This window comes from Mycolicibacterium vinylchloridicum, assembly GCF_013404075.1.
Classification (GTDB): domain Bacteria; phylum Actinomycetota; class Actinomycetes; order Mycobacteriales; family Mycobacteriaceae; genus Mycobacterium; species Mycobacterium vinylchloridicum.
This window is the reverse complement of sequence record NZ_JACBJQ010000094.1, coordinates 1-13,485: the sequence shown is the minus strand read 5'-3', so window position 1 is coordinate 13,485 and position 13,485 is coordinate 1. Positions and strand designations below refer to the sequence as shown.

Annotated in this window: 12 protein-coding genes and 3 pseudogenes; 12 read left to right on the top strand and 3 right to left on the bottom strand. The window is 65.9% G+C overall.

All coding sequences use genetic code 11. The annotated features are described in order from the left end of the window. On the top strand, positions 1-967 hold a 967-nt coding region (locus tag HPC46_RS32560), incomplete at its 5' end, for an IS110 family RNA-guided transposase (RefSeq protein ID WP_233716998.1). A gap of 352 nt (positions 968-1,319) precedes the next feature. Then, positions 1,320-2,217, top strand: a protein-coding gene (locus HPC46_RS32555; protein ID WP_407665599.1) for an IS5 family transposase whose coding sequence is annotated in 2 segments (ribosomal slippage) — positions 1,320-1,666 and positions 1,665-2,217 — 900 coding nt in all. Because the reading frame shifts where the segments join, the coding sequence is not laid out codon by codon here. Here the strand turns inward: HPC46_RS32555 and HPC46_RS32550 are convergent. After that, positions 2,203-2,991, bottom strand: coding sequence for a helix-turn-helix domain-containing protein (locus HPC46_RS32550; RefSeq protein ID WP_005144199.1), 789 nt, complete (start codon positions 2,989-2,991; stop codon positions 2,203-2,205). The two genes, HPC46_RS32555 and HPC46_RS32550, sit on opposite strands and share 15 nt — an antisense overlap. 136 nt (positions 2,992-3,127) lie before the next feature. Here HPC46_RS32550 and HPC46_RS32545 point away from each other — a divergent pair, with 136 nt between their 5' ends. Together HPC46_RS32545 and HPC46_RS32540 are read left to right on the top strand one after the other, a co-directional pair. Continuing rightward, on the top strand, positions 3,128-3,397 hold the full coding sequence (locus HPC46_RS32545; RefSeq protein ID WP_005148546.1) for a type II toxin-antitoxin system Phd/YefM family antitoxin: 270 nt from the start codon (positions 3,128-3,130) through the stop codon (positions 3,395-3,397). Beyond that, the gene (locus HPC46_RS32540) at positions 3,394-3,672 is read left to right on the top strand and encodes a type II toxin-antitoxin system RelE family toxin (RefSeq protein WP_005148545.1); all 279 of its coding nucleotides are present in this window, start codon (positions 3,394-3,396) and stop codon (positions 3,670-3,672) included. The genes HPC46_RS32545 and HPC46_RS32540 overlap by 4 nt, the downstream gene beginning before the upstream one ends. 337 nt (positions 3,673-4,009) lie before the next feature. Here HPC46_RS32540 and HPC46_RS35890 read toward each other — a convergent pair whose 3' ends face one another. Next, positions 4,010-5,071 (bottom strand): transposase, encoded by a 1,062-nt coding sequence (locus HPC46_RS35890; RefSeq protein ID WP_131542447.1) that lies wholly within the window; start codon positions 5,069-5,071, stop codon positions 4,010-4,012. A gap of 95 nt (positions 5,072-5,166) precedes the next feature. Here HPC46_RS35890 and HPC46_RS32530 point away from each other — a divergent pair, with 95 nt between their 5' ends. From HPC46_RS32530 to HPC46_RS32520, 3 genes and pseudogenes are all read left to right on the top strand, one after another. Then, positions 5,167-5,823, top strand: a complete 657-nt coding sequence (locus HPC46_RS32530) for a hypothetical protein (protein ID WP_005148543.1) — start codon at positions 5,167-5,169, stop codon at positions 5,821-5,823. A 49-nt stretch (positions 5,824-5,872) separates the two neighbouring features. Then, a pseudogene (locus tag HPC46_RS32525) lies at positions 5,873-7,343 on the top strand (DDE-type integrase/transposase/recombinase). After that, complete coding sequence (locus HPC46_RS32520) at positions 7,340-8,155, top strand: ExeA family protein (RefSeq protein WP_179476165.1); 816 nt, start codon at positions 7,340-7,342, stop codon at positions 8,153-8,155. The pseudogene HPC46_RS32525 and the gene HPC46_RS32520 overlap by 4 nt, the downstream one beginning before the upstream one ends. A 132-nt stretch (positions 8,156-8,287) precedes the next feature. On the opposite strand, the gene HPC46_RS32515 is transcribed toward HPC46_RS32520, so the two are convergent. Next, a complete protein-coding gene (locus tag HPC46_RS32515; protein WP_005148539.1) occupies positions 8,288-8,584 on the bottom strand; it encodes a hypothetical protein in 297 nt (98 codons plus the stop codon). An 892-nt stretch (positions 8,585-9,476) separates the two neighbouring features. Here HPC46_RS32515 and HPC46_RS32510 point away from each other — a divergent pair. From HPC46_RS32510 to HPC46_RS32495, 5 genes and pseudogenes are all read left to right on the top strand, one after another. Next, positions 9,477-10,496, top strand: a pseudogene (locus HPC46_RS32510) (IS110 family RNA-guided transposase); the annotation flags it as partial. Continuing rightward, positions 10,476-10,745, top strand: a complete 270-nt coding sequence (locus HPC46_RS36070; protein ID WP_456320170.1) for a helix-turn-helix domain-containing protein — start codon at positions 10,476-10,478, stop codon at positions 10,743-10,745. The pseudogene HPC46_RS32510 and the gene HPC46_RS36070, both read left to right, overlap by 21 nt. A 471-nt stretch (positions 10,746-11,216) precedes the next feature. Continuing rightward, positions 11,217-11,660: a WhiB family transcriptional regulator gene (locus HPC46_RS32505; RefSeq protein WP_179476163.1), complete on the top strand. Its 444-nt coding sequence runs from the start codon at positions 11,217-11,219 to the stop codon at positions 11,658-11,660. A gap of 578 nt (positions 11,661-12,238) precedes the next feature. Further along, positions 12,239-12,559 carry a DUF4333 domain-containing protein gene (locus tag HPC46_RS32500; RefSeq protein ID WP_005148535.1) on the top strand — a complete coding sequence of 107 codons (321 nt, stop codon included), beginning with the start codon at positions 12,239-12,241 and terminating at the stop codon, positions 12,557-12,559. Positions 12,560-12,661: 102 nt separating this feature from the next. After that, positions 12,662-13,441 (top strand): annotated as a pseudogene (locus HPC46_RS32495) (serine/threonine-protein kinase); the annotation flags it as partial. Between the last annotated feature and the right edge of the window lie 44 nt (positions 13,442-13,485).

The window sequence follows — 13,485 nt, the reverse complement described above, 5'->3', positions numbered from 1 at the left end:
ATTCCTTTGCTCGAGTGACTTTCGCGGGTCTCTCGAAGAATCACGCGATGACCTTCATTCATCCGGCTACGACACGCCGGTACCGCTGATCAGGTCCGACTCGTACACCACTCTGCTGGACGCAACCTCGAAGCTGCAGCGGCCTTCGGGGGATCGGGTCAAGACCGATGCCCGTGATGCCGCGCATCTGGCTCGGTTGCTGCATCTGGGTCAGATCGTGGAGGTCGTGATTCCCAGCGCCGAGCAGGAAGCGGCCCGGGATCTGGTACGAGCTCGTGAGGACTGCCGCGGGGATTTGATGAGTGCCCGCCACCGGATTTCGAAACTGCTTCTGCGGCAAGGAATCATCTATTGCGGTGGGCGAACGTGGACCGGCAAACACCAGGCGTGGCTGGCCGGGCAGCGCTTTGATGCAGTTGCGTTGCAGCTGGCCTACGACACCGCATTGGACACCATGCTGGCCACCGTTGATCGCCGCGACCGCCTCGATGAGGCGATCGCCGGGATGGCCGCGGATAGTCCGTTCACCCCGGTGGTGACCCGCCTGGGCTGTCTGCGTGGGGTGTCCACGTTGACCGCGTTCGGGTTGGCGGTCGAGATAGGTGACTGGCAGCGACTGACCGGCCGCTCGATCGGGGCCTACCTCGGTTTGGTGCCCACCGAGTACTCCTCAGGGGATTCCCGTTCGCAGGGATCGATCACCAAGACCGGCAACGGCCATGCCCGCCGGTTGCTGATCGAGGCGGCCTGGCATCACCGCCAGCCCTATCGGCCTGGAGTTGATCTGCGGCGCCGCTGGGATGCTGCCAGCCCGGCCGCACGAGCCCGAGGCCAGCAGGCCAACCGGCGCCTGCACCACCGCTGGGAGGCCTTCGATGCCCGCAAGAAACGTCCCGTGGTGGCCAACACCGCGATCGCCCGGGAGCTGGCCGGCTGGTGCTGGTCGCTGGCCGTGCTCGATACCTGAGCACACCCCCATAACTGTCCGAATGAATCCGAGTTGGCGGCAGCGCCTGGGAGTGACCCGCGAACGCCCTATGAGCAATTATTCTGCAGCGCAGACGATTACGCTCGATCTCTAGACCCGCGATCCACTCCAGCAGAACAGTCCGTCCTGCGGTAACCAACCCGCGAATATCAGACTTGACGACGCGTCGACAATGACACGCTCGCCAACCATCAGGTCCATTCGGTCATACGGAAGCGGCGTCCCCAACGACGGTCGGGGACGCCGCTTCACCCTGCCCACTTGACAAAACGAATTACATATCAGGGCGTGTCTGACAAAGGTTTCGGGTGTTGTACCTGAGGCTTGAGGTATGTCGCGGTTTCAGTTGCTCACCGATGCTCAGTGGTCGTTGATCGAGGATTTGCTTCCGGCTCGGACGGGTAAGCGGGGCAGGCCTTTTCAGAATGCGCGCTCGATGGTCGAGGGCATCATCTATCGGCACCGGTGTGGGATCGCCTGGCGGGATGTGCCCGAGGTGTTCGGGCCGTGGCAGTCGATCTGGACTTGGCATCGTCGGATGAGTGCTGATGGCACCTGGGATGTCGTGCTGTCGCGGTTGCTGGCCGCCGCCGAGGAGGCGGGCATCATCGACTGGGCGGTGGCGGTGGATTCCACGATCGCCCGTGCTCACCAGCACGCCACGAACGTCACCCGTGACACAGGGGGCTGGGTCGAATTACATGAATCTGGCGATCGAGCCGCCTGACCACGGCATTGGCCGCTCCCGCGGTGGGTTGACCAGCAAGATCCATCACCTCGTCGATGGTCACGGACGTCCGCTGGTGGTATTGGTATCGCCCGGTCAGGCCAACGACGCACCGGTCTTCGAGCATTTGCTGGCTCATCTTCGCGTGCCCCGCCAGGGCGGCGGTCGGGCCCGCACCCGACCCGATCGGGTTCGTGCCGATAAGGCGTACTCCAGCCGCGCTATTCGCACCGAGCTCCGTCGTCGCGGGATCGTCGCGGTGATCCCGCAGCCCTCTGATCAGATCGCCCATCGCCAGCGGCGTGGATCACGCGGTGGGCGGCCGCCGGCCTTCGATGCGGTTGATTACAAGGGCCGCAACGTGATCGAACGCGGCTTCAACACCACCAAGCAGTGGCGCGGACTGGCCACCCGCTACGACAAACTCGCCATCGTCTACCGCGGCGCGGCCGTACTACGCGCCATCACCCTCTGGCTAACACCATTGTCAGACACGCCCTAGGCCGGTGACCAGGTAGCCGTTGTTGTCGACCTCGATCCAGGGCTTGCCAGCGATGCGCGGGTCGTCGGGGGAGAAGGGGCCCGGTGGTAGATCAGTCGGCTGTGGGATGGCGGCGGCGCGGCCGTCGAGCTCGACCTGCGCGTCGGCGTACTCGTCGTCAGTGGGGTCGCCAAGGGCACTCAGAATGCTGTCTACCCACAGGTCGACGATGACGGGTTCGGTGCGGTGGCGGATAAGGTCTTTGTCGTCGAACACCGTGGATTGCAGTGTCTGGCGGACTCTTTCGGCTTCCCATGAGCCGGGACGGCCGGCCAGAATGGTTTCGATGCCGCCGGCGTTGGCGGCGGCGCCGGCCAGGGCGAGGGTCGCAAACTCGGCCCAGTCGATTGGTAGTGCTGCGCGCGGATCCGGGTTCGGCTCCCATCCACCCGAACCATCCTGGCGCATAGGCCGATTCGTCAGGTGGGTGGCCTCGGTAAGCACCGCGATGGCGTCGCGGAGGACCTCGCCATAGGGCCGTGGCTGCTCGGATTGCTCGGCGGTCAGGTAGCCGGTGTCAAAGAGCGCCGCGGAGAGCACTTCGCGGTATGGACGGCCGATAACGCCCGCTGCCGCAACGAGGTTGGCTCGATCCGGCAGTCTGCGGACCCCTTTGGTTCGCCACTTACGAAGGTTCTCCCGGGTGACGCCGATCCGCCGGGCAACCTCAGCCTCGCTGACCCCGTGAGCGCTGCGATAGTGGTCGATCAACTCGACGAGGCGTGAGGTTGCCATACCGCCAAGTATCGTGCGACGATCTAGGGTAGTCAAGTGTGAGTATGCATATATGCCAACTGAGAGTTGACATAATCTCTATTATCGGCTAGATATTAGCCTATACATCGGCTAATAGTGTGGCTATAATCCAGCTATGCGAACCGTACCGCTCAGTGAAGCCAAGGACAAGCTCTCGGCGCTCGTCGAGGAAGCCGACACCACCCACGAAGTCATCCAGATCACCCGACATGGACGCGTCGCAGCGGTCATCATGTCCGCCGACGATCTGGAATCGCTGACCGAAACTCTGCACGCACTAAGGACTCCCGGCTTGGTCGACGAGCTGCGCCAGGCCGACGCCGACTACGCCGCCGGCAACACTGTCTCCAGCGACGAGCTGCGCCGCCGATACGGGCTCACGTGAGTGATCCGCAGCCCTGGTCCGTTCAGCTGTCGCCAGGAGCCATACGTGCGCTGGAACGGCTGCCGCACAAAGTGGCCGCCGCGATCGCCGAGTTCATCACCAACACGTTGCCGACCGACCCGTACACCATGTCCAAGCCGCTGCGGTTCGAGCTTGAAGGGTGGCGCGTCGCGCGCCGCGGCGGCTACCGCGTCACATTTCGCGCCCTCCCCGACGAGCACACCCTCTACATCGGCGCCATCGAGCATCGGGCACATGCCTATCGCCCCCGGTAATTCGTCACTGTGATGAATTACCGGAGCACCTCCGGCCTCGCCGTCGCCATCCGCGATCTCGCACGCAACCACGCCGGCTCCGGAACACTGCATCTTCTCCTCATCAGCTTTCGCGCTGGGAGTCAATAGCGGAGGTGGGCAGTGTGAGTTGCCCGAGGTGTAGTCCTCGGTTTTGACGCGATGAGCATTGTCTCGTCGAGGTCGGCTGGGCCGTTGGTGGTCGGCAGGCTGATCAGTCGCCGTTGTCGGCAGGCTTTCGTGTGCGCCGTGATGGCGGCCCAGGGCGAGCGGGCGGCAAGCTAGGTTGCGCCGTCGTGCGGCATAGCCGTAACGGCCGTCACCGCTCGCGACTGAGCCTTCCTCGACGATAGCGCTGTTCATCGAAGGGTTGTTGGGTCCGCAGAAGTCGATATGCCAGGCGGCATGCGTGGCGTGCGAGCGCGACGCGGGCCTGGATTGGTGCCATTCCTCGAGCACGTAGTTCGGCATTGCGCTCAACAAACGACGGTGACCGTTGGGATAGCCCCCAGGCGATGCCCATCAAGGCCTCACGGTGTTCAGCCAAGCCCTGACGTGAGATGCGGCCCCTCCGATTCAGGGTTGCTGATTGATAGAGCGCAGGCGCTAAACCCGTTGCGGAATAAAGGTGTTCAGCATCGGGGAAACGCTCGATGGGCAGGCTGTGCGCGGCGAAGGCCGCCGCGCGCATCGAAGCGACTCCGGGAAGACTGGTCAGGACCTGACCGTCGGTCTCGGCGAGCAATGCCACGATCTCGCCGTCGATGGCAGCGATGTCGGTCCGGAGTCGACGATATCGGTCCAGATCACGACGCAACCGATCAGCGCGCCGATCAGCATCAGCCGGCGGCGGCAAGCACTGGCGCCACCGCGCCAACCAGTACTGGGCCGTGCTGCAGGTTAGCCGCCCCGGCGCACGACACATCAATGACCGTAGCTGCGGCGCTCGTCCCGCGAACTCAGCTGCACAGGCCAGCACCGCAAGACCGGTCGGCGTCTCCACTGCCAGGGCACGCCCATGACCGGCCGGCGCAGACAGCCCCGGACACAACACATTGAGCTGGTCATGCAACCGCTGCTGGGCGATCTTGCGGTCAGCGACCAGCCCGCGGCGATACCGCACTGCAGCGCGCAGTGTCTCTACCGCTGTCTGCTGGCCAACGCGCCGACCGCCACCTTGGCGAGCCATGTACGTCAGCGCTGCGCAATCACGATCATCGGTTTTGAACCTGCCCGAACCCAGCTGCGTACGCGCCGATTTCGTTTCTGACGGCGCGTGTTGACCTTCTCTCGGGATGACGACCATGGGGTGTTGTGCCGTCGATGAGGGTGCCGATGTGGTGGCCGAGATGGCTGCGGGGTTGAGGTTGGTGGTCTGCACCGTCAGTGTGTCGAGGAACTGATGGGTGCACGGCGCCCCCGCTGAATTTCCTGGCAGAGATCTCGGGGGCACCGTGCGTAGTGCGAAAGGCACTGATGGTCACGGTAGAGGTCGATCCCGGGCGCGTCGAGTCCCGGCTGGCAGGTGGCGAGATGTCGTGTCCGTCGTGCCCGGACGGGGTGTTGGTCCGGTGGGGTTTCGCCCGTTCGCGACCGGTGGCGGGTGTGGGAGAGTCGGTGCGGCCGCGCCGGTCTCGGTGCCGCGAGTGTGCGGTGACTCATGTGTTGCTTCCGGTGACGTTGCTGCTGCGCAGGGCCTATTTGGCGGAGCTGATCTGGGCGGCGGTGGTGGCCAAGGCGGCCGGTGCCGGGCACCGCCTGATCGGGGCGCGGTTGGGGATTCCCGGATCGACGGTCCGTGGGTGGCTGCGGGTGATCACCGGGCGAGCCGAGGTGGTGCGCGACTGGTTCATCGCGGTCGTGGTCGCCGCGGGGGTCGATGTGTCGATACCGAAGGCGACCGGCTCGAGGTGCGGGGACGTGCTGGCCGCTGTCGAGGCGGCGCGCTCGGCGATCGCGGCGCGTTTCGGTGAGCGATCGGTGATCGGTGCGGTGACGTCGGCGCGGGCTGCTGTCGGGTGCAGTGGTGGTCGGCTGCTGGCTCCGGGGTGGCCGACGCAGTTGGCGTCTGTTCGCCCAACACCACTTGACCCTGCCATTCGGGCCGCCGATGGGTCATCGTCGCGGGGATGACTGCCCGGCAACGGGTTTGGGTGGCATCGCCGAGACAGGAGTGGGTGTCATCAGTACCGACGAACAGAAGCGGCGCGAGAGAGGCCACGCGGTCGGGTTGTTCCGCTACCGATTGATCTGCCCGGCGCTGGATTCCGGGCTCTCGACGAAGGCCCGCGGCCGGATCGTCCGTGAGATTGCCGCCCGCGAGCACACCGATCCGTTCGGGACGTCGGTGCGCTATTCGCGCGACACCCTGGACCGGTGGATCCGCCGCTACCGGGCCGGCGGGTTCGAGGAGCTGATTCCCTCGCCGCGGGCATCCTCGCCACGCACCCGACACCGCGACGTTGGAACTCGCGGCCGCGCTCAAGCGGGAGAACCCGGCGCGGACCGCCGCACAGGTGCAACGCATCCTGCGGGCGTCGGCGGGGTGGGCGCCGTCGGAGTCGACGCTGCTGCGCCACTTTCACCGCCTCGAGTTGATCGGCCCGGCTGCCGGGGACACCCCGGTGGTGTTCGGGCGCTTCGAAGCCGAGAACCCCAATGACCGCTGGACCGGGGATGCGTTGCACGGCCCGAAGATTGGCGGGCGTAAAACCTATCTGTTCGCGTTCCTCGATGATCATTCTCGGCTGATCTGCGGCTACCGGTTCGGGTTCGCCGAGGATACGGTGCGCCTCGGAGTCGCGTTGGAACCGGCGCTGGCATGTCGTGGGGTTCCGGCCAGTGTGTACGTCGACAACGGCTCGGCTTTCGTGGATGCCTGGTTGTTGCGGGCGTGCGCGAAACTCGGGATCCGACTGGTGCACTCCACCCCGCACCGGCCTCAGGGCCGCGGCAAGATCGAACGATTCTTCCGCACCGTACGTGAGCAGTTCCTCGTCGAACTCACCGACACCACCGCGCAGGAGTTGGCCGCGGCCGGCACCGATCACCGCACCGCATTGTTGGAACTCAACCGGCTACTCACGGCATGGGTCGAAACCGAGTACCACCGCCGGATCCACACCGAGACCGGGCAGACCCCGCTGGATCGCTGGGACGGCGGCTGGATCCGGTTGGGGCGGACCCCGGCGATGCCGACCGCACCCGAGCTGACCGAGGCGTTCTTGTGGTCGGAGTACCGCACGGTCACCAAAACCGCGACGGTGTCGTTGCACGGCAACACCTACCAAGTCGATCAGGCGTTGGTCGGTCGGAAGGTCGAGTTGGTGTTCTCACCCTTCGACATGGAAACCGTGGAAGTCCGATACCGCGACAGAAATCACGGAAAGGCGCTGCCGCACAACATCACCCGCCACGTTCATCCGAAGGCCAGAGCCGAGACACCCGAGCCGCCGGTGCCTGCGACGGGGATCGACTACTTGACGTTGACCGCCCGGACCCACCACGAACAAGTCCGCCACGATCGACGGATCGGCTACGACGCCCTCTTCGGCGACAACCAAGACGGCAACGGTGACCAGAGCCAGATCCCCGGGCAGCTCAGCATCGACGACGTCGCCGACATCACCGACCGGAACGGAACAACGGCATGAGTATTGAACGGCTGCAATCGTATTACGGCTTCACCCGGATGCCGTTCGGGCGGGGGCTGGCCCCGGCGATGCTGCACCGCCATCCCGGACACGCCGAAGCGGTCGCCCGGATCACCTGGTGCGTGGATCAACACGCCATCGGGGTGATTACCGGGGAGGTCGGCGCCGGCAAGACCGTCGCCATCCGGGCCGCGACCTCCGCCCTGGATCCGGCGCGGCACGTGATCATCTACCTGCCCAATCCCTCAGTGGGGGTCCGCGGCATGTTGCATCACATCGTGGGTGCGCTGGGGCGGGTGCCGAGCTTCTACACCGCGACGCTGGCACCGCAAGCCGCCGACGCACTGGCCGCCGAGCACGCCGAACGGGGCCGCACCCCGGTCGTCGTGATCGACGAAGCCCACCTGCTCGACAACGCCCAGATGGAAGCAATCCGGATGCTCACCAACCACGACATGGACTCGGGATCACCGTTCGCTGCACTGCTCGTCGGACAGCCCACCTTGCGACATCGGCTGCGCCTCGGTGTCCTCGCCGCGCTCGATCAACGCATCGCGGTCCGCTACTCGCTGCCCGGGATGGCACCAGCCGATACCGCCGACTACATCCGCCATCACGCCAAGATCGCCGGCCGGACCGATCCGTTGTTCTCCGATGACGCGATCACGTTGATCCACAACGCCGCCCGCGGATACCCGCGGGCGGTGAACAACCTCGCCGTGCACGCATTGACCGCGGCGTTCGCCGCGAAGGCCGCCATCGTCGACGAGAAATCCGCCCGCATCGCCGTCACCGAAAGTGGCCACGACTGAATCACTGACCACACGACGGCACCACACCGAGGACGCCGTCACCGCACCGACGAAGACCCTGCCCGCTACGCGGACAGGGTCTTCTTCACATCAGAACCATCCGCAACGACAGTGACGGCATCATCTGCATCCTCAGTGACGTCCAACAGGCGCGAACAACCGAACCGCCCCCGGATGACGGCGTTCGAGCTCGGCAACCCACGGTCGATGCAGGCTCCCGGTCGCCTCAATCGCGATCACCGGCGAGCTCGGACCATGCTTGTTCAGCGCCAACTCCAGCTCAGCGACGCCTTCTCGCGAAACCGACAACGACATCGGATCAACCAGCAGCCCAGATCCATTACTGATCCACACTCGATGGAACGCCTTGCCCGGATCCACCGCGACTATCACCGTCGACGGATCAAGCGCAATCCCCAACACCGACATGAGCACCCTCCTCTGAACCGGACCTCAACAGAGGATCCGCCCAGTTGCTGCTCATGGCCTATCAGCCGTGCGCCTCGGACACCACTGGAACCGCGCGACGACGACACTCGTCTACGAACATCTCGGCCCACAAGGTTACGAGCACGCCTTCACTGTGGACGCCTAGGCTTGCTTCGACGGCCCGAACGCCAGGACTCGGCCGCCACAGTGATGGCCTCAGCCGCTCAGTGCTCGATCTTTCAACAGCACCTTTGCCCTCTGTGCGCCCTGCCGAGCACTACTCGGGCTGTATCCGCGTAGCCGCGTCCGGGGCCAGCCGGCGCCGGGCGTGCGTATCCCCGGCGGCGAACTGTCAGTACGGATAAGAGCCAGGAGTCGTCGCCGTCGATCGCCGTGTGCCACCAGCTGCCGCGAAGCGGGCCTGCCACGCGCGCTCGGACCTGCAGTGTCCACCGGTGGACTGCGGACCGGTCTCCATGGAGCGCTCGTCTGGGTTGTTTGCCGTCATCTTCGCAATGCGGGTGGACGCACTTACGCTTTAGCGACGCCCCAAAACGATTCACGGCGGTCGGTCGTTTGGGAGACGCCATACCGGGAAACCTAAAATGTCTGGAGGGTCCGGTGCTGACTTCTTGACCTGGTGCCGCCGCAGGGCTGGCTTGTGAATCTGGTGTCGGCGGGCCGCTCGGACGCGGGTGAGGCGATGGTGAACATCAAGCGTCTATTCCTGTCGGCGCCGCGGGCCTGCACAGACCCTGTGGCCGATGCCCGGTGTCTGGCCAACTTGGATGCGTACCACCGTCTGGTTGGTTTCTATGGAGGCATGCCGGCACCGGGCAGCCCCGCGCGCAGCCAGCTCCGCCGCCGCCCACCAGAGAGTGCATGAAGAGCTGTGGACGCGGTCATCGGCGTCGACGCTCACAAGCGCAGCCACACACTGGTAGCGGTGAATCCGTTGGGCCGCAAGCTCGCTCAGCTGACGGTCGCGACTACCAGCGAGGGCCACGGGGAGGCGCTGCGGTGGGCGCGAGTGCGGTTCGGCCGCGACGTGGTGTGGGGGGTGGAAGACTGCCGCAACCTCACCGCGCGGCTCGAGCGAGACCTGCTGGCTGGGGGGCAGAAGGTGATCCGGGTGCCCCCTCATTTGATGAGCCGCTCGCGCGCCTCCTCACGCGAGCTAGGCAAGTCCGACCCCATTGACGCCCTCGCGGTGGCGCGGGCGGTACTGCGCGAACCCGACCTGCCGGTGGCCTGCCACGACGCGTCCTCGATGGAACTTCGGCTACTCGTGGACCGCCGCGAGGACCTCGTGCAGCACCGCGTCGCCCTCATCAGCCGCATGCTCGACCGCATCCACCAGCTCGACCCGGCCTGGGCGGAACCGCGCAACTGGGAAAGCAAGAAACCCCGCGAAGAGCTGGGGGCCTGGCTAGCCACCCAGCACGGGTTGCTCGCCGAACTCGCTCGCGACGAATTCACCGAGATCGTCGGGCTCATCGACACCGCGCATGCGCTGGAGCGCCGCATCGCCGGACGGGTCCGCGAGGCGGCGCCCGCTCTGCTGGACATCCAGGGCTGCGGGGATCTGACGGCCGCCAAGATCGTGGCCGAGGTCGCCGGGATTGACCGGTTCAAAAGCGAAGCCGCCTTCGCCCGGCACAGCGGGGTGGCGCCCATCCCGCACTGGTCGGGGGAAACCACCCGCCCGCTGCGGCCCATCCGGCACGGCAACCGCCAACTCAACGCTGCGCTGCACCGCATCGCCATGGTCCAGATCACTCACCCCGGCCCGGGACGGGATTATTTCCAGCGGCGGATCGACGAGGGTGACAGCCGCCAACGGGCGCTGCGCTCGCTCAAGCGCCGCCTCTCGCGGGTGGTGTATACCCGGATGAAGGCCGACAGCCGCAACTGCGGCCGCGGCGGCCGCTTCCCCATCCTGCCGCGGGTGATGATGCTGCCACTGGCCGACCTCACCTCCGCCACACAGCCGCCCCCCGACAGCGCCCGTGTCGGACGGCCACGGGCACTCGACTCCTACCAGGCAGCGCTGGCCTGCCGGATGCGCAGCTACGGCGAGAAGCCGGCGTCCATCGCCGCCCAATTGGGCGTCTCTATCTCGACGGTCAAGAGGGCGCTGGCCGGTGCCGCGGCCGGCTGACTTTCACCGAGGACCTCGGTCACTTGCTGGAACAGGCGCGCAGTCGCGTTGATGACGAATTCGGTCACCGCGGCGGCCGCTACCTCGCGCGGACCGACGGTGGGCCACCGCTGGCAGGTGGCCTCAGGCTGTCGCTGGAGCAGCCGCTGATGCAGAACCCTCGGACTCGAATCGATGCTCTTGACATAATTGAAGCGCGCGCAGGCAGATGGGCCCGCTAAACAAACACACTTCAACCGGTAATTGTGCAGTTCAAATGGCACAAGCAGCTCATTGGACAGGTAGCTAACAGTTGACGGCCCCACTGTTGCTTTAACTACAATTGTTGCGCTACGTGTCGTGGTGTGGTTAGCATCCACATCATGATGCTTCAGGTATTTCTAAAGCGCCAGCCATGGCGGGTCCGCCCGCCCCGTTCTGCGGGTTCCTCCGGTGCCGGTGCACATCCGGCCACGGCAAGGACTGACCGACATGACCTCGGCCGTTAGCGCCGCCGACGAGTCGGCGAAACCCGCCGGCCCTGATACGACCATTGAGGTGCGGTTGTTTCACACCAGCGAGACCACGCCGTGCCAGACAGCCGACCCGGATCGGGTCCGCAACGGCCAGGAGCTGTGGTTCTCGCAGTTTAAGGACCGGGTGCTCGCTGTGCGGGCGTGCCAGGACTGCCCGTTCGTCGGCCGCTGCGGTTACAACGCCGTCGCCGCACGGGAGGAGTACGGCGTGTGGGGTGGTCTTTCACTGCCGGGCGACAAGAGCAGCCCCGATCTGCTTGAGGCGGCCTACCGCTATCTGTTGGCGCAGTTTGAGCGGCGGCGCAGCGTCGAGCTGCCCGGCCTGCCCGCACCAGCTATGCCGCCGACGTCGGTACGGCGGCGCCGCCACAAAGGCGACCATCGATCGCGCGCAGCCTAGATTGCGGCCGGGCCGACAGCGCGCTTGCACCCAGGACTAGGGAGGGCCGTGGTGTGGTAACACTGGCACAGGTGATCATGGAGAGGAGATCGACGGTGGCGTCCTCTGACGAATCCGACCGGACTCGCCCCTGGCCGACCTCGGGGTCCGCGGCTCCTGCCGGTGGGACGGTTCCGCCGGAGCCGGCGACTGAAGTGCATGGTCGGTCCGGAGGCACGACACCACCGGCGTCATCCCCGGCTGACGACCGGACCACGGTTGTCACCCCGACGCCGCGTGGCCCGGCCGGCGCTCGCCGGCCCCCGGCGCCTGAGCGCGCAGTAAACCCCGCCCCCGTCGCGAACCCGCATTACCCCCCGGCACCGCCGACGCCTCCGACGCCTCCGGCGCCGCCTTCGTACCGCCATGGCGCGGGCCCGGACCCTCGCGTTGCAGGCCCTGCCGGACCCCAGCCGTGGGTGCCCTACCCGCCATCGGGTCGGTCGAACGCAGCCCATATTCCGGTGCCACCGCCGACGACGGCCGGATTTGCTGATTTCGGTGTCCCCTCATCGCGGCCTCGCAGCACCAGAGTCCGAGTGATCACCGCTGCTGTCGGCGCACTGACCGTCGTAGTGGCGGCGGTGTTGATCATGGGGTTTTGGACCCCTGGCTTCTTCACCCGTACCGAGCTGGATATCACGCAGGCGCAGAACAACATTCAGACTTTGTTGAGCGATGACGTCAGCGGCTATGGCCCGGGTCACGTGCGTGATGTTGTGTGTAATCAGGGTCGTAACCCGATCGTCGAGAAGAACGCTACATTCGTGTGCGCTGTCAGCATCGACGGAGTGAAGCGCGAGATCACCGCCACCTTCCAAGACAGCAAGGGCGCCTACCAGATTTCCCTACCCCAGTAGCGCGAAGAGCCTGATGGACGTCGACACTCCCCTCACCGATCGCCGCTGCCAACCTGGCTGGTGGTGGCGCGTCGCTGCCGTTTCATCGTGGGGGACGCCGTCGTGTTGAGTCCTGGTTCGGTGTTCGCGGGTTATCGGGTGGAGTGTTTGCTGGGCGCGGGTGGGATGGGTGAGGTGTACCGGGTGGCCCACCCCCGGTTACCGCGTCGTGAGGCGATGAAGGTGTTGCCCGCTGATGTCTCCGCCGACGAGGAGTACCGGCAACGCTTTGTGCGTGAGGCTGATCTGGCGGCCTCACTGTGGCATCCCCACATCGTCGGGGTGCACGACCGCGGCGAATTCGACGCCCAGCTGTGGATCACGATGGACTACGTCGAGGGAACCGACCTCGGCGCCCAACTACGCCAACGCTACCCCGCCGGCATGCCCGCCCACGAAGTCGCCGCGGTCATCACCGCCGTCGCTGAAGCCCTCGACTACGCCCACTCCCGCGGCCTGATGCACCGCGACATCAAACCCGCCAACATCATGATCACCACCCCCACCGACGGCTCACCGCCACGAGTGTTGTTGACCGACTTCGGCATCGCCCGAAACCTCAACGACATCAGCGGCCTGACCATGACCAACATGACCGTGGGAACCGTCGCCTACTCCGCCCCCGAACAACTCCGCGGCGACGAGATCGACGGCCGCGCAGACCAATACGCGTTGGCAGCCACCGCCTACCACCTACTGACCGGCACCAAACTCTTTGACCACTCCAACCCCGTCGCCGTCATCAGCGCCCACCTCAGCAGCCCTCCCCCACTGCCCGGACACACCCGCCCCGACCTGGCCGCCCTGGACCCCATCCTGGCCCGCGCACTGTCCAAAGACCCACACCAGCCCCTTACACACATCTGACCCTGCCGACGATACGCCCT

What these genes read in the sequence shown, in the direction of transcription:
- HPC46_RS36070 (WP_456320170.1), top strand. Translation starts at nt 10,476, where the DNA reads ATGAAGGCCGACAGCCGCAACTGCGGCCGCGGCGGCCGCTTCCCCATC.
- HPC46_RS32530 (WP_005148543.1), top strand. Translation starts at nt 5,167, where the DNA reads ATGGTCACGGTAGAGGTCGATCCCGGGCGCGTCGAGTCCCGGCTGGCA.
- HPC46_RS32545 (WP_005148546.1), top strand. Translation starts at nt 3,128, where the DNA reads ATGCGAACCGTACCGCTCAGTGAAGCCAAGGACAAGCTCTCGGCGCTC.
- HPC46_RS32515 (WP_005148539.1), bottom strand. Translation starts at nt 8,584, where the DNA reads ATGTCGGTGTTGGGGATTGCGCTTGATCCGTCGACGGTGATAGTCGCG.
- HPC46_RS32520 (WP_179476165.1), top strand. Translation starts at nt 7,340, where the DNA reads ATGAGTATTGAACGGCTGCAATCGTATTACGGCTTCACCCGGATGCCG.
- HPC46_RS32550 (WP_005144199.1), bottom strand. Translation starts at nt 2,991, where the DNA reads ATGGCAACCTCACGCCTCGTCGAGTTGATCGACCACTATCGCAGCGCT.
- HPC46_RS32505 (WP_179476163.1), top strand. Translation starts at nt 11,217, where the DNA reads ATGACCTCGGCCGTTAGCGCCGCCGACGAGTCGGCGAAACCCGCCGGC.